At 73.5% G+C, this 20,388-nt stretch carries 15 protein-coding genes, 1 tRNA gene and 1 pseudogene; 11 read left to right on the forward strand and 6 right to left on the reverse strand.

The window, feature by feature from the left end:
* Nucleotides 1-33: 33 nt before the first annotated feature.
* Nucleotides 34-486, reverse strand: coding sequence for an Lrp/AsnC family transcriptional regulator (locus tag ACFC0G_RS22025; RefSeq protein WP_376405721.1), 453 nt, complete (start codon nt 484-486; stop codon nt 34-36).
* A gap of 112 nt (nt 487-598) precedes the next feature.
* Between ACFC0G_RS22025 and ACFC0G_RS22030 the strand changes: the two genes are divergently transcribed.
* Nucleotides 599-1,216: a LysE family translocator gene (locus ACFC0G_RS22030; RefSeq protein ID WP_376405723.1), complete on the forward strand. Its 618-nt coding sequence runs from the start codon at nt 599-601 to the stop codon at nt 1,214-1,216.
* A gap of 46 nt (nt 1,217-1,262) precedes the next feature.
* Here ACFC0G_RS22030 and ACFC0G_RS22035 read toward each other — a convergent pair.
* A tRNA-Arg gene (locus tag ACFC0G_RS22035) sits at nt 1,263-1,335 on the reverse strand.
* Nucleotides 1,336-1,638: 303 nt separating this feature from the next.
* Here ACFC0G_RS22035 and ACFC0G_RS22040 point away from each other — a divergent pair.
* From ACFC0G_RS22040 to ACFC0G_RS22075, 8 genes are all read left to right on the forward strand, one after another.
* On the forward strand, nt 1,639-3,264 hold the full coding sequence (locus tag ACFC0G_RS22040; protein ID WP_376405725.1) for a dynamin family protein: 1,626 nt from the start codon (nt 1,639-1,641) through the stop codon (nt 3,262-3,264).
* 1 nt (nt 3,265) lies between these two features.
* Nucleotides 3,266-5,068: a GTPase gene (locus tag ACFC0G_RS22045; protein ID WP_376405727.1), complete on the forward strand. Its 1,803-nt coding sequence runs from the start codon at nt 3,266-3,268 to the stop codon at nt 5,066-5,068.
* Between the two features lie 148 nt (nt 5,069-5,216).
* Nucleotides 5,217-5,753: a single-stranded DNA-binding protein gene (locus ACFC0G_RS22050; protein WP_376405729.1), complete on the forward strand. Its 537-nt coding sequence runs from the start codon at nt 5,217-5,219 to the stop codon at nt 5,751-5,753.
* 224 nt (nt 5,754-5,977) lie between these two features.
* Nucleotides 5,978-7,444, forward strand: a complete 1,467-nt coding sequence (locus tag ACFC0G_RS22055) for an LAETG motif-containing sortase-dependent surface protein (protein WP_376405731.1) — start codon at nt 5,978-5,980, stop codon at nt 7,442-7,444.
* A 363-nt stretch (nt 7,445-7,807) separates the two neighbouring features.
* On the forward strand, nt 7,808-9,472 hold the full coding sequence (gene ettA / locus ACFC0G_RS22060) for an energy-dependent translational throttle protein EttA (RefSeq protein ID WP_376405733.1): 1,665 nt from the start codon (nt 7,808-7,810) through the stop codon (nt 9,470-9,472).
* 5 nt (nt 9,473-9,477) lie between these two features.
* Nucleotides 9,478-9,903 (forward strand): thioesterase family protein, encoded by a 426-nt coding sequence (locus tag ACFC0G_RS22065; protein ID WP_317595234.1) that lies wholly within the window; start codon nt 9,478-9,480, stop codon nt 9,901-9,903.
* Entirely contained in the window at nt 9,900-10,583 is a 684-nt protein-coding gene (locus ACFC0G_RS22070) for a hypothetical protein (protein ID WP_376405736.1), read from the forward strand. Before ACFC0G_RS22065 ends, ACFC0G_RS22070 begins: the two co-directional genes overlap by 4 nt.
* Complete coding sequence (locus ACFC0G_RS22075) at nt 10,580-10,987, forward strand: GNAT family N-acetyltransferase (protein ID WP_376405738.1); 408 nt, start codon at nt 10,580-10,582, stop codon at nt 10,985-10,987. Before ACFC0G_RS22070 ends, ACFC0G_RS22075 begins: the two co-directional genes overlap by 4 nt.
* Before the next feature lie 136 nt (nt 10,988-11,123).
* Here the strand turns inward: ACFC0G_RS22075 and ACFC0G_RS22080 are convergent, their stop codons facing one another.
* From ACFC0G_RS22080 to ACFC0G_RS22095, 4 genes are all read right to left on the reverse strand, one after another.
* Nucleotides 11,124-12,098: an ABC transporter ATP-binding protein gene (locus ACFC0G_RS22080; protein ID WP_376405740.1), complete on the reverse strand. Its 975-nt coding sequence runs from the start codon at nt 12,096-12,098 to the stop codon at nt 11,124-11,126.
* Nucleotides 12,095-15,064 (reverse strand): FtsX-like permease family protein, encoded by a 2,970-nt coding sequence (locus ACFC0G_RS22085; protein WP_376405742.1) that lies wholly within the window; start codon nt 15,062-15,064, stop codon nt 12,095-12,097. Before ACFC0G_RS22085 ends, ACFC0G_RS22080 begins: the two co-directional genes overlap by 4 nt.
* A complete protein-coding gene (locus tag ACFC0G_RS22090; RefSeq protein WP_376405744.1) occupies nt 15,064-18,447 on the reverse strand; it encodes an ABC transporter permease in 3,384 nt (1,127 codons plus the stop codon). Before ACFC0G_RS22090 ends, ACFC0G_RS22085 begins: the two co-directional genes overlap by 1 nt.
* 229 nt (nt 18,448-18,676) lie before the next feature.
* Nucleotides 18,677-19,081, reverse strand: coding sequence for a globin (locus ACFC0G_RS22095; RefSeq protein ID WP_376405746.1), 405 nt, complete (start codon nt 19,079-19,081; stop codon nt 18,677-18,679).
* Nucleotides 19,082-19,200: 119 nt separating this feature from the next.
* Between ACFC0G_RS22095 and ACFC0G_RS22100 the strand changes: the two genes are divergently transcribed.
* Both ACFC0G_RS22100 and ACFC0G_RS22105 read left to right on the forward strand, forming a co-directional pair.
* A complete protein-coding gene (locus tag ACFC0G_RS22100; RefSeq protein WP_376405748.1) occupies nt 19,201-20,169 on the forward strand; it encodes a methyltransferase domain-containing protein in 969 nt (322 codons plus the stop codon).
* A 29-nt stretch (nt 20,170-20,198) separates the two neighbouring features.
* Nucleotides 20,199-20,388 (forward strand): annotated as a pseudogene (locus tag ACFC0G_RS22105) (hypothetical protein); the annotation flags it as partial.

Consider the following 20,388-nt stretch of genomic DNA (forward strand, 5'->3'; position numbering starts at 1 on the left):
TTCGGGCTCGGGCCCGCTCACGCGCGTCGCCGCCTACTCGGGCAGCGGGCGGTCGTCGATGACGTTCTTCATGACGAGGGTGGAGGCCAGGCGCTGGACCCCGGGCAGCCGGGAGAGCTCACGGTCGAAGAGCTGCTGGTAGGCGGCCAGGTCGGTGGTGGCGACCCGGAGGAGGTAGTCGGGTTCGCCGAAGAGACGCTGGGCCTGGATGACCTGGGGGATGGCCGTGACGGCCGTCTCGAACGTGGTGACGGTGTCGGGGTTCTCCCAGCGCAGGGTGACGAAGACGAGGGCCTCGAAGTTCAGACCGACGGCGGCCGGGTCGACGAGGGCGCGGTAGCCGCGGATGGCGCCCTCGCGTTCGAGGTCGCGCAGGCGACGGTGGCAGGGCGAGACGCTCAGCCGCACGCGCGCGGCCAGCTCGGTGATGGTCAGACGGCCGTCCAGCTGTAGCTCGGTAAGAATCTTCCGGTCCATGGCATCCATGAAGAAAATTCTCCCCCACTTACCCCCCTGTCGGGATAATTAAGCAAACACTTTCGGGCATATCCGCCCTAGCCTTCCCTCTCGGAACAAGGAACGTGAGAGGGAACGATCGATGGACACGACGACACTGGCGGCCTTCCTGGTGGTGGACCTGCTGCTGGTGTTCACGCCGGGCGCGGACTGGGCCTACGCGATCTCCGCAGGCCTGCGCGACCGGTCGGTCGTCCCCGCCGTCACGGGGCTGGTCGTCGGCCACACGGCGTACGCGCTGGTGGCCGTCGCGGGCCTGGCGGTGCTCGTGGCGAGCTCCCCGACCGCGGTCACCGCCCTCACCGTGGCGGGCGCCTGCTACCTGCTGTGGCTGGGCTGGGGCGTTCTGCGGCAGCCGGCCGTGCCGACGGCCGCAGGAGAGACCGCGGACGCCTCCCGCGTACAAGTCATGCTCAGGGGCGCCGGGATCAGCGGCCTGAACCCGAAGGCGCTGCTGCTGTACTTCTCGCTGTTCCCGCAGTTCATCGACACCGCCGACGGCTGGCCGGTGGCCGCGCAGACCGGGCTGCTCAGCATGCTGCACCTGACCGCGTGCGCCGTCGTCTACCTCGCCGTCGGCGTCCTGGCCCGCACCGTCCTCAAGACCCGGCCCTCGGCGGCCCGAGCCGTCACCAGGGCCTCCGGCGCCATGATGATCGCCATCGGCGGCTTCCTCCTGCTGGAACGCCTGACCGGCTGACGCACCGATGCAAAAAGACCCTCCCGAAGGAGGGTCTTCCGTCGTGCGCCCCCGGCAGGACTCGAACCTGCGGCCAAGTGCTTAGAAGGCACCTGCTCTATCCACTGAGCTACGGGGGCCGGGTGGTGGCCGTGTGGCGTGGAGGCCCTGGTGGGTGGGGTGTGGCCTGCCGGGACAAGGATAGGGCTCCGATCGCCTTGGCCCGGTTGCTTCACCTGCGTGGCACGATGTGGAGGTTCGGTGAAGCGGAACGATAATCGCAGGCAGGTGCGATTCGCGCAGCGGTTTTCACGCCGCTCGGGGCGGGTGTTGTGCACTCGTTATGCCTGCGGTCCCGGTCGCCCTTCTCTTCTCTCGGCGCGTAGGGCGCCTATACGCTTCAAAAACACTCATAAATTGGGCATTCTTCGCATGTGGTGACCTTGGACGAACGGCCTCAGCTGATCGACGCACTCTCCGCCCTGCGCGACCGTGTCGCCGCCGTGCGTCTCCCACTCCCTCTCCCCGGCGCCTCACGCGCCCGGCAGACCCGGGCCGAGCTCCTCGCTCAGCTCGACGACTATCTGGTGCCCCGCCTGAAGGATCCCGACGCCCCCCTCCTCGCCGTCGTCGGCGGTTCCACCGGGGCCGGGAAGTCCACGCTCGTCAACTCCCTTGTGGGGCGGCGCGTCAGCGAGTCGGGGGTGCTCAGGCCCACCACCCGTACCCCCGTACTCGTCTGCCACCCCGAGGACCACCACTGGTTCGCCGGAATGCGCGTCCTCCCGCAGCTCACCCGCGTCTGGCTGCCCCAGGCCGACGAGGAGCACTCCACCGAGGAGCCGCCCGAGGAGAACGCCCTGCGGGTCGAGACCGCCGCCTCCCTGCCCCGGGGGCTCGCCCTGCTCGACGCGCCCGACATCGACTCCCTCGTCGTCGAGAACCGACTCCTCGCCGCCGAGTTGATCTGCGCCGCCGACATCTGGGTGATGGTCACCACGGCCTCGCGGTACGCCGACGCCGTTCCCTGGCACCTGCTCCGTACCGCGAAGGAGTACGACGCCACCCTCGTCACCGTCCTCGACCGCGTCCCGCACCAGGTCATCGGCGAGGTCTCCCGCCAGTACGAGGCGCTCCTCGACAAGGCGGGCCTCGGCGACGTGCCGCGCTTCACCATTCCCGAGCTGCCCGAGTCCACGGACGGCGGCAGCGGGCTCCTGCCCGACAGTGCCGTCGCCCCGCTGCGCGCCTGGCTCGCCCACCGCGCCGTGGACCCCGCCGCCCGGCAGCAGGCCGTCGACCGGACCGCCACCGGGGTCATCACCTCCCTCGACGCCCGGCTGCCCGAACTGGCCGGCGCGGTCGCCGCCCAGTACGCCTCCGCCGTCCGGCTCGGCGGCGCCGTCGAGGCCGCCTACCGCGAGCAGGGCAAGCGGGTGCGGCAGCAGCTGGGTCGTGGCGCCGTCCTCGCCGGGGACGCCCGCACCCGCTGGCGCGGCTACCCCCGCGACAGCACCGCCGACGAACTCCTCGACGCCCTCGCCGAGTCCCTCGCCGCCCTCCTGCACTGCGCGGTAGCCGCCGCCGAGGAGCGCGTACGCGACGCCTGGCAGCGCGACCCCGCCGCCGAGGCCCTGGGCCCGCCGCGCACCGGCGGCGACCGGGAGGCGGGGGAGCGGATCGGCGTGGAGGTGCGCCGCTGGCGCCGCGTACTCGAAGAACTGGCCGAGGAGGAGGTGCGGAACGTCGAGCGACCCCCCGGGTCCCGAGCCTCCCGCGCCTCCCGCACCGCCGTCCCCGAGGCCGACACCGTCGCCGCGCTCCTCGCCGCCTCCCTGCTCGGCGGCCGGCGCGCCCGGGCCGCCGGCGACCGCCTCGCCGAACTCCTCGGCGCCCAGGCCGCCCTGCGCCTGCGCGACAAGGGCGGCGAGCTGGTCCTCTCGTCCGTCGACCGTGTCCTGCACGCCGAGCGCGACCGGCGCCTCGCGCCCCTCGACGGGCTCGACGTGACCCCCGAGCCGCAGGCGGAGCTCATCGCCGCGCTCTCCGTACTGCAGAAGGAGAAGTGACGTGGTCGACGACGAGCGCGGCGGTACCGGTGGCCGGGAGCGGTGGGACGACGGACTGATCGCCCGGCGTGCGAGCGAGAGGGCCGCCGTCGTGGGGGAGGCGGAGCGCGAGGCTCCCGAGGAGGACTCGCTGCCGCTGCTCGGCGGGAACTACGGCGGGCCCCTCCGTACCCGCCTCGACGCCCTCCACGAGCTCGTCGGGCTCTCCCGCACCCGCGTCGAGAGCGAGGCCCTCGCCGAGGCCGGGCGCGTCCTCGACGAGGCCGCCGCCCGCCAGCGCCTCTCCTCCCGGCACACCGTGATCGCCCTCGCCGGCGCCACCGGCAGCGGCAAGTCCACCCTCTTCAACGCCCTCGCCGGCGTCCCCGTCTCCGAGACCGGCCTGCGCCGCCCCACCACCTCCGCGCCCATCGCCCTCAGCTGGTCCGAGGGCGCCGCCGGACTCCTCGACCGGCTCGCCGTCCCCAGCCGGCTGCGCCGCCGCCCCCTCGCCGGCGGCGCCGCCGACGCCGACCTCCAGGGCCTCGTCCTCGTCGACCTCCCCGACCACGACTCGGCCGTCACCGCCCACCGCGACCAGGTCGACCGGGTCCTCGGCCTCGTCGACGCCGTCATCTGGGTCGTCGACCCCGAGAAGTACGCGGACGCCGCCCTCCACGAGCGCTACCTCCGCCCCCTCGCCGGGCACGCCGAGGTCACCTTCGTCGTCCTCAACCAGATCGACCGCCTCGGCACCGAGGCCGCCGACCTCGTCCTCGACGACCTGCGCCGCCTCCTCGACGAGGACGGCGTGGCACTCGGCGAGCACGGCGAACCCGGCGCCACCGTCCTCGCCGTCTCCGCACTGAGCGGCGAGGGCGTCCCCGAACTGCGCGAACTCGTCGGCCGCTTCGTCCAGGACCGCACCGCCCCCGAACGCCGGCTCGCCGCCGACATCGACGCCGCCGCCGTCCGGCTGCGCCCCGCCTACCTCGCCGAGGGCCGCTCCGGCCTCGACGAGCGCGCCCGGGGGGACTTCGCGGACCGGCTCGCGGTCGCCGTCGGCGCCCAGGCCGCCGGGGAGGCCGCCGAGCGGGTCTGGCGCCGGGGAGCGATCCGGGCCTGCGGTACGCCCTGGCTGCGGCTCTACCGCTGGTACGAGCGGATGCGCGCGCACGGCTCCACCGACCCGCGCCCCGACTCGCCCGTCGAGGACGAACTGACGGCGCGCCAGCGCGTCGAGCAGGCGGTACGGATCGTCGCCGACGAGGCCTCGCGCGGGCTCCCCACTCCCTGGGCGCAGGCCGTGCGGGAGGCGGCGGCGCGCGGGGCCGAGGGGCTGCCGGAGGCGCTGGACGAGCTGACGGCGAGCATGGGCGACCCGGCCGCCCGGCCGCCCCGGCCCGCCTGGTGGCCGGCCGCCGTCCTCGCGCAGGCCGTGATGACGCTCCTGCAGATCTTCGGCGCGCTGTGGCTGGTGGGCCAGATCGTCGGTGTCGTGGATCCGGGGCTCCTGCCGCCGGTGCTCGTGATGCTCGGCGGCATCGTCGGCGGGCCGCTCGTCGAATGGGCCTGCGAGGGCGCCGTGAAGGGCCCCGCCCGGCGGTACGGGCAGGAGGCCGAGCGCCGGCTGCGGGAGGCGGCCGCGGCCTGCGGCCGGGCCCGGGTGCTCGACCCGGTGGCGGCGGAGCTGATGCGCTACCGGGAGGTGCGCGAGCAGTACGCGACGGTGGTCGGCACCCGTCCCTCGGCGCGGGTGGTCGGCGGGCTCCGGTCCGGAGCGTCGCGACTGGGGGCGACGAGGGCGGGCATGCGGGGGAGGTAGCGCCCGCACGCGCCCATGTCGGGCTTTTCCCCTTTCGGGTGGGGGAGTTGTCCACAAGCGTCGGGCTGTCCACAGGCCCCGGCGGGATGTTCCCCACCGCCCCCACCATGGTGCCGACCGAGAGAAACGCACAGGTGGGGGCGGAACCATGAACGACACGACCGTGACGCTCGTCGGCAACGTGGCGACGGCGGTGGAGTACCGGGAGACGGCCGGGGGTGGGGTGGCGCGGTTCCGCTTCGCGGTGACCGCGCGACGCTGGGACCGGGAGCGGGGGCTCTGGTCCGACGGGAGTACGAGCTTCTACACGGTGTCGGCCTGGCGGTCGCTCGGGGCCAATCTGGCGGCCTCGGTCTCCGTCGGGGAACCGCTCGTGGTGCACGGCCGGTTGAAGGTGCGGGAGGACGAGCGCGACGGGCAGCGCAAGACCTTCGTGGACGTGGACGCGGTGGCCGTGGGGCACGATCTGACGCGGGGGACGGCGGCCTTCCGGCGTGCGGCGAGGGCGGAGCCGGGGTCCCGGCCGGAGCCGGGATCACGACCGGAGCCGGAACCGACCCTCGTCCGGCTGCCCGATCCGGAGCCCGGCCAGGGGCCCGGCCAGGGGCCCGGCCAGGGGCCCGGTCCGGGGCTCGAACAGGACCCTTGGACGGAGGCCACGAAGCGGTTGGTGACGGCCCCCTGACCATGTGTTGTGGGGATTTGTCGACCAACTCGCCGGAGGCATAACGATTCTGAGACGGAATGGTTATCTGAACGTATGGCCGGGCACCGGGGGGTTCCGCATCCATAGGATTCCCGGGTACTCATGTGGCACTTGAGCCCATCGAGTCGGTGAGTCTGCTGGCGTGCGCTCCCCCCATGCGAATAGACCATGTTCGCGGAGCGGCCCGCCCGGAGGGGAAAGCAATGTTTTCAGTTCGTGGGCGTGGCGCTGCCCGCCTGGCCGCCGCGACCCTGGTCTCCGGCCTTGTCGCGGCCGGTGCGATAGCCACCGCCGCTCCGGCGATGGCCGATGAGCCCGCGGGGACGGGCGGTGTCACGGCCAAGCTCGGCGGCCTGACGTCCGACGTCGGCGGTGTCCAGATCACCGAGAAGAACGGCGACAAGTGGTCCGTTCAGGGTGGTCTCTTCAAGATGGAGGTCGGGGGCGGCGGCACGCTGTTCACGTACTGCATCGACCTCCGCACCCCGGCGAAGCACGACTTCGACTACAAGGAAGTCGGCTGGGGCGAGTCCTCCCTGCACGACAACGAGAACGCCGGCAAGATCCTCTGGATCCTGGAGAACGGCTACCCGGAGCTTTCCGCCGAGACCCTCGGCGGCAAGGTCGGCGTCGACCTCTCCAAGAAGGAGGCCGCGGCCGGCACCCAGGCCGCGATCTGGACCCTCTCCGACGACGTCACCGCGACGCCGAAGGACGAGGACGCCCAGAAGCTGACCGAGTACCTGCTGAAGGAGGCCAAGCAGCTCGAGGAGCCCAAGGCCTCCCTGAGCCTCTCGCCCTCCTCCGTCGCGGGCAAGGCCGGTGAGCGCCTCGGCCCGATCACGGTCTCCACGAACTCCGAGATCGCCAAGATCGCGGCCTCCGCGGGCGCCCCGGCCGGTGTCTCGGTCGTGGACAAGGACGGCAAGCCCGTCTCCGAGGCCAAGAACGGCGACCAGATCTTCTTCGACGTTCCCGCCGGCACCGCCGACGGCACCGCCGAGCTGACCGCCGAGGCCACCACCAAGGTCCAGCTGGGCCGCGCCTTCGTCTCCATCGACGGCCCCTCGCAGACCCTGATCCTGGCCGGCTCCAGCGACTCCACCGTCGCCGCCAAGGCCTCCGCGACCTGGGCGAAGACGGGTGCCGTCCCGGCCGTCACGGTCGCGAAGGACTGTGCCAAGGGCGGCCTGGAGATCATCGCCTCCAACAAGGGCGACGAGGACTGGACCTTCGACCTGAAGGGCACCTCGTACACGATCGCCGCCGGCGAGACGAAGACCGTGACGGTCCCGGTCGCCGAGGACGAGGCGTACAAGTTCACGATCACCGGTCCGAACGGCTTCGAGGAGACCTTCGAGGGCGTCCTGGACTGCAAGACGGCCACCCCCGGCCCGAAGCCGTCGGAGACCCCCACCACGGAGCCTTCGACCGAGCCGTCGGAGACCCCCTCCACGCAGCCCTCGACGGAGACCCCGTCGGCCGCTCCGTCGACCACGGCCCCGACCGGTGACACCGCCGGCACGACCGGCACCACCGGTGGCGGCGACCTCGCCGAGACCGGCAGCTCCAACGCCACGCCGATGATCGCCGGCATCGCCGCCGCGCTCGTCGTGATCGGTGGAGCCGCGGTCTTCATCCTCCGCAAGAAGAAGGCCGCCGGTCACTGACGGCGACGTCCGGTACCTGACCGCACGGAGTGATCCGCGTCACACGCGCTTCACTCCGTGAGGTACCGCAGGACCAGCGCACGGCCCTCGTACGGCCCCGGCTCGCATCCGCGTCCGGGCCCGTCCGGGGGCCGTCGCACGTCCGGGACCTCCTCAGCCCCTCGGAGGCCCCACCCGGAACCCCGTCCGGGCCCCACCCGGAACCCGTCCCGAGCCCCGCCCGGGCCGCTCCCGCACGCCTTCCCCCGCCCCGTCTCCGCGCCCTCTCCGCCCTCGCGCCGGTCTTACCGGTTTCCGCCTGAGGGTGGCGGTCAGGCAAGATGGGGTGTATCTGCCCACTCACTCTTCGCCGGACGGTTTCTCTTGGCTGAGTTCATCTACACCATGCGCAAGGCGCGTAAAGCGCACGGCGACAAGGTGATTCTCGACGACGTCTTCCTGAACTTCCTGCCCGGCGCCAAGATCGGTGTGGTGGGCCCGAACGGTGCCGGTAAGTCCACCGTTCTGAAGATCATGGCCGGGATCGAGCAGCCGTCCAACGGTGACGCGTTCCTCTCGCCCGGCTACAGCGTCGGCATCCTCATGCAGGAGCCGAAGCTCGACGAGTCGAAGACCGTCCTGGAGAACGTGCAGGACGGCGCCGCCGAGCAGATGGGCAAGCTCAAGCGCTTCAACGAGGTGGCCGAGCTCATGGCCACCGACTACAGCGACGCGCTGATGGAGGAGATGGGCAAGCTCCAGGAGGACCTGGACCACTCCAACGCCTGGGACCTCGACGCCCAGCTGGAGCAGGCCATGGACGCCCTGGGCTGCCCGCCCAGCGACTGGCCGGTCACCAACCTCTCCGGTGGCGAGAAGCGCCGTGTCGCGCTCTGCAAGCTGCTCATCGAGGCCCCGGACCTGCTCCTCCTCGACGAGCCCACCAACCACCTCGACGCCGAGTCGGTGAACTGGCTGGAGCAGCACCTCTCGAAGTACGCGGGCGCCGTGGTGGCCGTCACCCACGACCGTTACTTCCTGAACAACGTCGCCGAGTGGATCCTGGAGCTCGACCGCGGTCGCGCGATCCCCTACGAGGGCAACTACTCCACCTACCTCGACAAGAAGGCCACCCGCCTCAAGGTCGAGGGCAAGAAGGACGAGAAGCGCGCCAAGCGCCTCAAGGAAGAGCTGGAGTGGGTGCGGTCCAACGCCAAGGGGCGTCAGACCAAGTCCAAGGCCCGTCTCGCCCGCTACGAGGAGATGGCGGCCGAGGCCGACAAGATGCGGAAGCTGGACTTCGAGGAGATCCAGATCCCGCCGGGCCCGCGCCTGGGCTCCATCGTCGTCGAGGTCGAGAACCTCTCCAAGGCCTTCGGCGACAAGGTCCTCATCGACGACCTGAGCTTCACCCTGCCCCGTAACGGCATCGTCGGTGTCATCGGCCCGAACGGCGCCGGCAAGACCACGCTGTTCAAGATGATCCAGGGTCTGGAGACCCCGGACTCCGGCTCCATCAAGGTCGGCGAGACCGTCAAGATCTCGTACGTCGACCAGAGCCGCGCCAACATCGACCCCAAGAAGACGCTGTGGGCCGTCGTCTCCGACGAGCTGGACTACATCAACGTCGGCCACGTCGAGATGCCGTCCCGCGCGTACGTCAGCGCCTTCGGCTTCAAGGGTCCGGACCAGCAGAAGCCCGCGGGCGTGCTGTCCGGTGGTGAGCGCAACCGCCTCAACCTGGCGCTCACCCTCAAGGAGGGCGGCAACCTGCTGCTCCTCGACGAGCCCACCAACGACCTCGACGTCGAGACCCTGTCGTCGCTGGAGAACGCCCTCCTGGAGTTCCCCGGCGCCGCGGTCGTGATCTCCCACGACCGGTGGTTCCTGGACCGCGTCGCGACGCACATCCTCGCGTACGAGGGCGAGTCGAAGTGGTACTGGTTCGAGGGCAACTTCGAGTCGTACGAGAAGAACAAGATCGAGCGCCTGGGCGCCGAGGCGGCCCGTCCGCACCGTGCCACGTACAAGAAGCTGACCCGAGGCTGAGGTCAGTGACCAGGCACATCTACAGCTGTCCCCTGCGCTGGTCGGACATGGACGCCTTCGGGCACGTCAACAACGTCGTCTTCCTGCGGTACCTGGAAGAGGCGCGCATCGACTTCATGTTCCGGCTGGCGCCGGGGGACGGTTCCCCCTCGTTCTCCGGCGGGTCCGTCGTGGCCCGGCACGAGATCGACTACAAGCGGCCGCTGGTCCACCGGCACGAGCCGGTGACCATCGAGTCGTGGGTCACGAAGATAGGCGCGGCGTCGCTGACGATCGCCTACGAGGTCAAGGACGCGGACGTCGTGTACGTCCGGGCGTCCACGGTCGTCGTGCCCTTCGACCTGGAGGCGCAGCGTCCTCGGAGGATCACCTCCGAGGAGCGCGAGTTCCTCCAGGAGTACGTCGACGACGGGATGACGTCCGCCGCATGACCGTGCTCGCGCCGCTGCACTTCGCCGACGCCCGGGAGGCGGCGGCCCTCGCCGCCTTCCTGGGCCGGCTGGTCCACTACGACCGGGCCGCGGCCGTCCGCCTCCAGGCGGGCGGCGGGGCGCTGGCCGTCTTCGGACGGCCGGCTTCCTTCGAGGTCCTCGCCATCCGTACGGCCCGGCTCGTCGACGCCGTCGACCTGGACGTCACCGTCTCCGCCGGCGAACTCCTCGAAGGCATCGAGGAGTCGGCCGGCAAGGCCGTCGTCCCGGACTCCGTCACCGGGCCGCCCTGGGCGGGCGTGCTGCCGCCCCGGGCCGGCTGGGAGCCGGTCGCCGGACTCCCGTCCGCCGCCGAGATGCGGGGCGCGGTCGCCGCGGCCGTCGCCGAATTCCGTTCGCGGGACGAGGAGTTGCCCGAGGAGCGGCGGACCAGGGCCGAGCGCGACCGCATCGGCCGCGAGATCTGGTCCCGGACCCTCGGCACCACCGGGCTGCCCCTGCGGGCCGTGCACGCCGCCCAGTCGCTGGGCTTCCTGCCGCCCGCCCCGGAGTCCGCGCCGGACGCGCCGGTCGCCCCGGTCGCGCTCTTCGCCTCCGGGCCGTGGCTCCGGCTGCGTACCCCGTACGGCTCGATCGCCCTCCGTACGGCGCCGATGTCCCTCACGGTCACCCCCGGGTGACCACGGACGCCGAGGTGGACGTCGAGGTCGACGGGGCCCTCACCGGGGACGAGCTCAACGGCCTCTTCCACGCCGCCTGGCCCGGGCACCAGGACACCGACTTCGGTCCCGTCCTCGCCCGCAGCCTGCTCCGCGTCACCGCCCGCCGCGCCGGGCGGCTCGTCGGGTACGTGAACGTCGTCGGGGACGGCGGCGTCCACGCCTTCCTCCTCGACACCACCGTCCACCCGGACGAGCGCCGCGCCGGGCTCGGCGTCACCCTCGTACGGGCCGCCGCCGGCGCGGCCCGCGCGCGCGGCGCGCACTGGCTGCACGTCGACTACGAGCCCCACCTCACCGGCTTCCACGAGCGGTGCGGCTTCCGGCCCACGGCCGCCGGACTCATCGCGCTGAACGACCTCTAGGAACATCGCCGCCCGATCCCGGCGGTCTCGGTGATCCCGACGGCCTGGACATCCCCCGCCGGTATGGACATCCCCCGACGGCCTGGACATCCCCCGGGGAGGGACGTCCCGACGCCCTCCCCGGTTTCGTCGTCCGTCAGCTCTCCGCGTCGTCCGGCCAGACCCCGATGTGGTCCTGCTCCAGCTCCAGCGCCACCCGGTGCTCCATCCCGAGCGCCTGCGTGTAGTCCGCCGGGAGCTGGAGCCGGCCCGCGCGGTCGAGCATCGCGTACTCCCGTGCCACCAGGGACTCCTGGCCCAGCTCGTCGACCTCGGTGCGGCGCAGCACCTCCGAGGAGGTGCGGCCGTCGCGGATGGCGACCGTGCGGCGGACCTCGGAGGCGACCGCCTGGTCGTGGGTGACGATGACGATCGTCGTGCCCAGCTCCTCGTTGGCGCGGCGGAAGGCCGCGAAGACCTGCTCGCCGGTGGCCGAGTCCAGCTCGCCGGTCGGCTCGTCGGCGAGCAGGACGGCGGGGTTGTTGGCGAGGGCGACCGCGATGGCCACCCGCTGCTGCTGACCGCCGGAGAGCTGGTGCGGCCGCCGGTCCCGGGCGTCCGCGATGCCCAGCATCGCGAGGAGTTCCTCGGCCCGCTCGGCCTTCCGCTTCGTCCGGCCGCCCCGCAACTGCATCGGCAGCGCCACGTTCTGGGCGGCCGTCAGGTACGGGAGGAGGTTGCGCGCGGTCTGCTGCCAGACGAAGCCGACGACCTCGCGGCGGTAGCGCAGCCGCGCCTTGCCGTCCATCGAGAGCAGGTCGCACCCGGCGACGCTCGCGGAGCCGGCCGTCGGCACGTCGAGGCCCGCCAGGATGTTCATCAGCGTCGACTTGCCGGAGCCCGAGGCCCCGACGAGCGCCATCAGCTCGCCCTCCTTCACCAGGAGGTCGAGCCCCTGGAGCGCCTGTACCTCCACCCCGTCCGTGGTGAAGATCCGGACCAGGCGGTCGCAGGCGATGAGCGCGTCGTGCCCGTACGTGGGCCGGTCGCGCCGTGCCGTCGCCCGCTTCTCCAGCTCCTCCAGCGTGGTGCCCGAAGCGGCGGTGGGGAGAGTCGTATCGGTCTTCGTCATCGTGCGTCTCCTGCCCTCAGTTCCTTGATCGAGCCCCTGCGTCCCGCCCACCAGGCCTGCCCGGCCGCCGCCAGTCCCGTCAGGAGGACGACGCCGAGCGCGGGCAGGACCAGGGACCAGGGATCCGCCCGCAGCGGGGCGCTGTCCAGCGTCGCGAAGCCCGGTGCCGTCGCGAGCGCGAGCCGGAACAGGTCGATGCCCGGGGCGAGCAGCGGCACCGTCGCCCAGCCGACGAGCATGCCGCCGAGCGCGGCGAGCACCGCCTGCGGCAGCGCTTCCAGGCCGAGGAGCCGCCGCCCCTGCTTCCGGGTCAGGCCCATCGTCCGCAGGCGCGCGAGGAGCGTGTTCCGCTCCGGCGCGCTCTGCATCAGGGAGAGCAGCACCGCCACGATCGCGTAGCCGGCGCCCGCGCCGATCGCCGCCGCGTAGATCCGCTCGGCGCCCGTCTGGAGCGGCGAGTCCACGTAGGTGGAGCGGAGCTCGCTGCGGAGCGCCACGAACAGGTCGCCGGACTTCGCCTTCACCGCGGCGCGCAGGGCGGTCCCGTCCACGGAGCTTCCCGTGACGAGCAGCGCGGTGGGCCTCGGGTGGGTCAGGTCGGCGGCGTTCACGACGAGGAAGTCCTCGCCGGTCAGGGCCGGGGTGGTCGTCCGGACCGCGACGACCTTCACCCGGAACACGCCGGCCGCCGCCACGATCTCCAGCGGCTCGCTGCCGAGCCGCTCGGCGATCGCGGGTGAGGCGATCGCGGGCAGCACCCGCTCGGTGTCCGCGACGGCGTCCTTGCCGCCCTTTCCGGTCGACGCGAGCAGCTTCGCCGGGAACGGGCCGAAGTCGGTCCGCTCCGCGAGGCGGGCGTACGAGCCGGGCTCGACGCCCACGAGCGGCGCGCTCATCGGCTGGGCGGCGGTGCCCTGCAAGGACGGCATCGCCACCCCGTACTCGACCTGGATCGGAGCCAGGTCCCGTACTCCCGCCGTACCGCGCACCGCCTCGGTGAGCCCGTCCGGCAGCGGCGTCCACTCGACCGAGCCGTCGACGCGGGCGTCCGCGCCGGTCGCGAGGAGCGCGGCCCGGTCGCGGGCGTCGGCGACCCCGGCGAGGACCGAGCCGCCGAACGCGGCCGTGGTCAGCGCGAGGACCAGCGCGAGGAGCGGCAGCGCGCCCGTCGAGGACGAGCGTCCGGCCCTGGCCAGGGCCAGCGGGCCGACCGCTCCGCGCAGTCGGCGGGCGGGCCGGGCCAGCCACCGCAGGGGCAGCGGATAGATCCGTACGAGGACGAGCGCGGCGATCACGCCGACGAGCACCGGGGCGGCGCTCACCAGGTAGTCCCCGGAGTCGCCGGTGCCGCGCAGCCGCAGCGAGGCGACGGCGCCCACGGCGAGGACGAGCAGGGTGAGCTCGGCGACCGTGCGGCGGCGGGAGGGCCGGGCGGTGAGCAGGTCGTCGCGGCCGCCGTGCAGACGCGGGCGGCGGTGCATGACGACGGCCCGCAGCGGCAGGACGAGCATCGCGAGGAGTGCGACGAGGGCGGCGGCGAGGAGGGAGGGGCCGAGGGGGAGTCCGGTGGCGGCCTCGGCCGCGGCACCCGCGTCGGCGGCGGGACCGCCCGTCACCTCCGGGGGCCGTACGGTCCACACCGCCAGGGCCAGGCCGAGCGCGGCGGCCGGCACGGCCACCGCGGCGGTCTCGCCGAGCAGGCGCAGCCCGATGCCGGTCAGCGAGGCGCCGCGCGAGCGCAGCAGCGCCAGTTCGCTGTCCCGGCGGGCGGCGAAGAGGCCTCCGGTCATCGCGACGACGACGGCCGCGACCGCGCCGATCCCGAAGACGGCGACGGCCACGACGGGGTCGATCGCCTCGCGCATCGAGCGGAAGGAGTCGACGATCTCGTCGAGCTTGGTGGTGAGCGCGCCGGTGTTCCCCATGACCTGGCGCATAGAGACCAGGTCGGGTCCGGCGCTCGCCGAGCCGAGCGCGGCGTCGAGCCGGTCGACGTCCCTCGCGGTGAGGTGACCCGCCGTGGGCATGTACCGCCAGTAGGCCTCCGGCTCACCGGTGGTGGAGAGGGTCACGGGTGCCGAGGCGGGGGAGAGGAGCAGTGCCCCCTGCCAGTAGTACTTCACCTCGTCGCCGACGATCGGGGTGAGCGCCGGGGTGTGCAGCAGCGGCTCCACCGCCCAGTACGCGGACTCGATGCCGCGCGGCTCCACGATGCCGGTGACCGTCACGCCGACGGGCTCCGCGTTCACCACGCCGGGCACGTGCACGACCGAACCGGGCTTGATGCCGAGGGACTTCGCGGTCGCCGCGGTGACCACGGCCTCCGGGGCGCGCGCCGATCCGGCGGGCATTCTGCCCTTCCGTACCGTCGCGTGGGCGGTCAGGTCGGACGGGGAGGAGAGCACGAGCTCGGGGGACAGGCCGTCGGGCCGGGGCAGCCACTTGTCGAGCCCGTCGATCCGCTTGATCGTACGGACGCCGTGGACGGTCTGCTTCGGGTCGGTCCGCAGCGGCTCAGGGAGCAGGGAGCGCAGCGTGTCCCGCTTGTTCAGGAGGACGGAGGGGGCCAGGGCGGCCTCGCGCTCGGCGAGCGGCCCTCCCAGGCCGCCGGGCTGGGTCAGTTCGATGATGCTGTTGCGGGGCTCCGCGGCCTCGATCTCGTGCCGCAGTCCCTCCGTCTCGTACGCGTCGACGGCGCGCGGGAGCGCGGCGGCGAGGTAGACGGTGACCAGGACGAGGAGCGCCAGGGAGCCGGCGGCCCAGGGCGCGGTCCGCAGCCGGGTCCGCACCCAGGGCGCCACGGCGCGGGCGGGCCTGCCGGACCCGGGGGCCCTGCCGGACCCGGGGGCGCTGCCGGACCCGGGGGCGCTGCCGGACCCGGGGGCCCTGGCGGACCGGGCTGCCTTGTCGGACCGGGGCATGTCGGTGTTCTCCCTGTTCTCGTTCTCCCTGCGTGCGGCGGTCATCAGTTCTCCCCCTGGTGGCGCAGGGTCACGACCGGGTCGGTGCGGCGCAGGGCGATCGCCGCGACGATCGCCAGCGGCAGTGCGGCGACGCCGGTGACGAGCAGCGCCACCTGGCCCAGGGGCAGCTCCACCAGGACCGGGGGCACGGGCCGGGTGGCCTGGCCGGTGAGGACGACGAGGGGGACGACGGCCCGGGCCAGGACCGTGCCGAGCCCGATGCCGACGAGCAGGCCGACGGCGATGAGTACGCCCTGCTCGGCGGCGATCAGCCGGGCGAGGCGGCGCTGCGGGGTGCCGAGCGCCCGCAACACCCCGAACTCGGCGGACCGTTCCCGCATCGAACCGGCCGAGCCGACGGCGAAACCGACCGCGGCGAGGGCGGCGGCGGCCGCCGCCACGGCCATCAGGGCGGCGTTGGGTCCGGCGCCGAGCGGGTCGCCGAGCAGGTCGGCGGCGGTCTCGTCGCGTACGAGGATCTGCTCGGGGTCCGCGCTCGGGCGGGCCCGCAGGGCCGCGGCGACCTCGTCCGACCGGCCGGGTGCGACGGTCAGCCACCACTCGCTCGCGGGGACGCTCGCGGTCTCGTCGCTCGCCAGATAGCGGTTGACCGAGGCCAGGTCGACGAGGATCGAGCCGCCGTCCTCAGGAGTGGCGACGGGCGTGGTGGCGGAGGCCCCCTGGGCGCCCGGGCCGGTGGTCGGCAGCTCCTTGACCACCCGGGCGATGGTGATCCCGACCGGCTTGCCGCCGAGGGTGATCTCCAGCTTGTCCCCGGGCTTGGCGCCGGTCGCGGCCAGGTAGGTCTCCGTGACCACGGCCGGCAGTCGGGCGGGCGCCTTCGGCCCGGGGGCGGTCAGCCGGACGGTGTACTCCTCGGTCACGAAGAACCTGCCCCCCACCTCCTTGCCGCTGATCGCGTACGCGACGGAGTACGGCGCGGGGCGGCCGCCGGGTCCCGCGGAGCCGGGACGGCCGGTCGCCTGGACGGCGAGATCAGGTGTGCCGTTCAGCGTCTGCTCGGCGGCGTAGGCCCAGTCGGCGAGGATCCGTCCCGGCGCGTGCGTCCGCTCGGTGCCGTCAGGACCGACGGTGGTGAAGCGCTCGACGTTCAGGGTCAGCGGGTGCTTCTCTCCGTCGTCGACCTCGCCGATGAGCTCCAGGCCGGTGAGGGTGAGCAGGCCGCCGGAGCCCTTGCTGCCCGCGGTGTCCGCGCCGCCCGTGGCGCCGGGCCCGCCGGCGAGGGCGCCGAGGTCGAGGGTCAGCCGGTGCGTGCGGCCGTCGGAGGGCAGCGAGCCCACGGCCAGCCGGTACGGGATGCCGTTCGGGTCCTCCAGGACGACCGTGACCCGGGCCTCGGAGGTGCGGGCCGCCGCGACGGTGCGCAGGTCGATGCCGAGCGTCCGGGTGCCGGCGGGCAGGGGGAGCCCGGGGCGGGTCCCGGCCTCGGGGGCGAGCGGGGCGAAGAGGGAGTCGGCGGAGGAGGTGCCGGCGAGGTCGGGGCGGAGCAGCAGCCCGCCCGCGGCCGTGCGGGTGTCGACGGCCAGGACGGTCGCGTTCTTCCCGGCGACGTCCGTCGAGGCGCGGTGCACCGGGGCCACGGCCGTGACACCGGGCAGGCCGGCGAGGAGCTCGGTCTGTGTCGGCTCGCCGGGGCCGGCGGCGAGGACGCGGACGTCCGCGCCGGCCCGGAAGTCGGCCTGGTCCCGCTGCGAACGCTCCCACGAGTTGCTCTGCCCGATGGCCAGCATGCCCATCGCCACGGCGAGGACGAGCAGGAGCACCGGGCCCGCGCCGCGCAGCGGCCGGCGGCTGAACTGCCAGCCGGCGAGGGCGGCGGAGAGACCGCGCCCGCTCGCGGCCCGCCGCTCGGCCAGCTTGGCGGCGGGCGGCAGCAGACGCAGGGTCAGGACGGTGCCGGCGAGCAGGGCGAGGGCGGGCGCGGCGACGAGCACCGGGTCCACGGAGCCCCCGCCGGCCTCGCCCGACCCGAGGGTCGCGCCGGTGGCGGAGGGCCGCTGCAACTGCCAGTACGCGACGGCGGCGATGGCGAGCAGACCGATGTCCGCCCCGGCCCGTACGGGGGCGGGCAGGGTGCCCGAGCGGGTCTTGCGCAGGGAGACGGCGGCGCCGTCCCCGGCGGCGAGCGCGGGAGCCACGACGGCCGCCGCGCAGCACAGCGCCACGGCGATCGCGACCAGCCACACCTGGAGGGACGGCGTCGTGTCGAGCTTCACTCCGAGCGAGGAGAGCGCGGACCGCTCGGCGAAGAGCCGGGTCAGCGGGCCGGTCAGGAGCGGGGCGGCGATCGCCGCGGGCAGCGCGAGCAGCAGCGCCTCGACGGCGGCGAGCCCGGTGATCCGGCGCCGCGAACCGCCGCGGGCCCGCAGCAGCGCCGTCTCTCCGGAACGCTCGGTGCTGAGCAGCCGGGCCACGAGCAGCAGCGCGTACGCGGCGAGCAGCACCAGCTGCACGGCCACGATCAGCAGGGTCGAGCGGGAGACCGTCAGCGCGCGCTGGGTCTGCTCCAGGACGGTCGGGAGCGCGGTGGCCGCGGCGATCGTCGTCCCGAAGGGCTCGGTGGCGGAGGCCAGCTCCTTCGGCGCCTCGGTCGCCGAGACGCGCAGGGCGTCCATCCCGTCGGTGGTGAGGCCGCTGAAGTCGGCGGTGCCGAGCCAGGACGTGTCCCCGGCGCTGAGCGCTCCGGAGGCGGGGACGGCCGGGTCGACGAAGAGCGGTCCGTACGTCGTGAAGGCGACCGTCCGCACGCCGCGGCCGCCGGCCGGGTCGAGCTGCCAGTACAGGTCGGCGGTGTCGATGGGCTTGTAGACGCCGGTGATCCGGGTCTTCACCACTTTGCCCTCGGCGAGCCGGTCGCCGAGGGCGAGCACGGTCCCCGGCGTGATCCGGAGGCGCCGGGCGGCCTCCTCGGGGATCGCCGACTCGACGACGCCGCCGGTGCGGGCGGCCGAGGGCCAGGCGCCCCGGACGAGCGAGAGCCGCGAGCGGTCGAGGGCGGCGAAGCGGGTGAGGTCAGGATCGCCCTTGCGGGCGGCGGGTGGCTGAAGACCGCGGGGGAGTGCGTACGGCCCGGAGCGTTCGAGGCGCCGTACGGTCACCGGCAGCCCGTCGAAGGTCTTCCGTGCCCCGTCCCGCACGGCCTCCTCGGCACTCGCCCGCTTCGCGGCGTCGACCTGTCCGGTCACGAGCAGCGACGCGGCGGGCGCGGACCGCCCCTGGAGCCCCGCCTGGAGCGCCGCGTCCCCGATGGACGAGGAGAAGGCGGCGAGCGTGGCCAGCACGGTGGTGGTCAGCAGTACGGCGAGCAGCGCCGCGGCCAGCAACAGCCGGTGAGCCCTGACACGCAGGAATACGAACCCCGTCACCCATCCCCCTGGAACCCTGAAACAGCCTGCGTGCGCGGAGCGCCGCCGAAAGTTCTCCGTAAGCCCACCGAGTCCCCCCGGACTTCCTCTGGACTCTTTCAGAGTGCAGGGGCGGCTGGAAACCGCTTACGGACCGACCTTGATGGGATCGTGACCGTTAATCGGCGTTCCGTCTCCGGAATGTGTCCGTCCAGGGGTGGCGGTGGTGGTGTGGGGTGGTGAAGGTCCGTCAGCCGGCCGTGTTCACCATCGAGGCCGCCGCGTAGGTGAGGTAGCGCCACAGCTCCGCCTCGTGCTCGGGGGCGAGCTCGAGGTCGTCCAGGGCGGCGCGCATGTGGCGGAGCCAGGCGTCGTGGGCCTCCTGGTCCACGGTGAACGGGGCGTGGCGCATGCGGAGGCGGGGGTGACCGCGGTGGTCGCTGTACGTGCGGGGGCCGCCCCAGTACTGCATCAGGAAGAGGGCGAGGCGCTCCTCCGCCGGGCCGAGGTCCTCCTCGGGGTACATCGGGCGCAGCAGCGGGTCGGCCGCGACGCCCTCGTAGAAGCGGTGGACCAGGCGGCGGAAGGTCTCCTCGCCGCCGACCTGCTCGTAGAAGGTCTGCTCCTGCGTCGTTTCCCCGGGAATCTCGTTCACCGTTCCATCGTCTCAGATGACCGGACCGAGGACCGGAGGCTTAGGACCTCCCGGCGACCGCTCGCCCGGAGACCCGGCGACCGCTCGCCGGAGGCCTCCGGTGGCGGGAGAGTGGAGGCATGGGTGAGCCGTGGGGCGAGTCCGCCGGGGCCGGTGCGCGGGAGCGACATGCGCTCGTGCGGGAGATCGAGGGGTACGGCCTGCTGTCCGACCCCGCCTGGCGGGCCGCCTTCACCGAGGTCCCGCGCCACCTCTTCGTCCCCTCGTACTACGTCTCCGGGACCGGCGGCTACGAGCGGCTCTGGGCCGGCGACCCCGACCCCGCGCGACGGGCGCGCTGGCTGCACGGGGCCTACGCGGACACGGCGATCGCCACCCGCGTACGCGACGGGGAACTGGTCTCCTCCGCCAGCCAGCCCTCCCTGATGGCGCTCATGCTTGAGGCCCTGGACGTGCGCGACGGGGACGACGTCCTGGAGATCGGCGCCGGGTCCGGCTACCACGCGGCCCTGCTCTGCCACCGGCTCGGCGAGGAGCACGTCACCACCGTCGACCTGGAGGAGGAGATCGCCGAGTCCGCCAGGACCCATCTCGGCGCCGCCGGGTACCGACCCGCGGTGCTCGCCGCCGACGGCGCCCGCGGCTGCGCCGAGCACGCCCCCTACGACCGGATCGTCGCGACCTGCGCGGTGCCCGCCGTCCCGTTCCCCTGGATCGCCCAGTGCCGGCCCGGCGCCCTGGTCCTCGCCCCGCTCTCCACCGGCCTCGTCCTGCTGCGCGTGCGCGACGGTACGCACGCGGAGGGGCGGTTCCTGGAGACCTCGGCGTACTTCGTGGCGCTGCGGGGCGCCGCCGCCCACGTCCCGGAGCGCCAGGGCCCGCGCCACGGCCCCGCCGGGGACGAACGCTTCGGCTTCCTGTGGGGTCTCGTCGCCGAGGTCCTGGACAGACGCGAAGCGCTCTCGCTCTGGCTGCGCGAGGGGCGGCCGGAGCGGGAGCGCTTCGGGGTGACGGTCAGCGGCGACCGGCAGTGGGCCTGGCTGGACGAACCCGGAGGCCCGTACGCCTGGCCCCTGCCCTTGGCCTGACGGCGCCGGCTTCAGAGCCTGTCGTGCGGATCGGGGCCGACAGCCCTAGGGCGTGTCCGCAATGTCGGTCGGTCGTTACTCCGTTCGTGGTGCGACGTCATGAACTGACTGATCAGGCCTGGGGAGTGATCGGGCCGTTGCTGGCTCCGCCGCGGATGGGTCGTCCGGTCCGGGACCGGCGGCAGGTCCTCAACGGCATCCTGTGGAAGCTGTCCACGG

Source organism: Streptomyces sp. NPDC056169, from assembly GCF_042268445.1.
Taxonomy (GTDB): Bacteria; Actinomycetota; Actinomycetes; order Streptomycetales; family Streptomycetaceae; genus Streptomyces.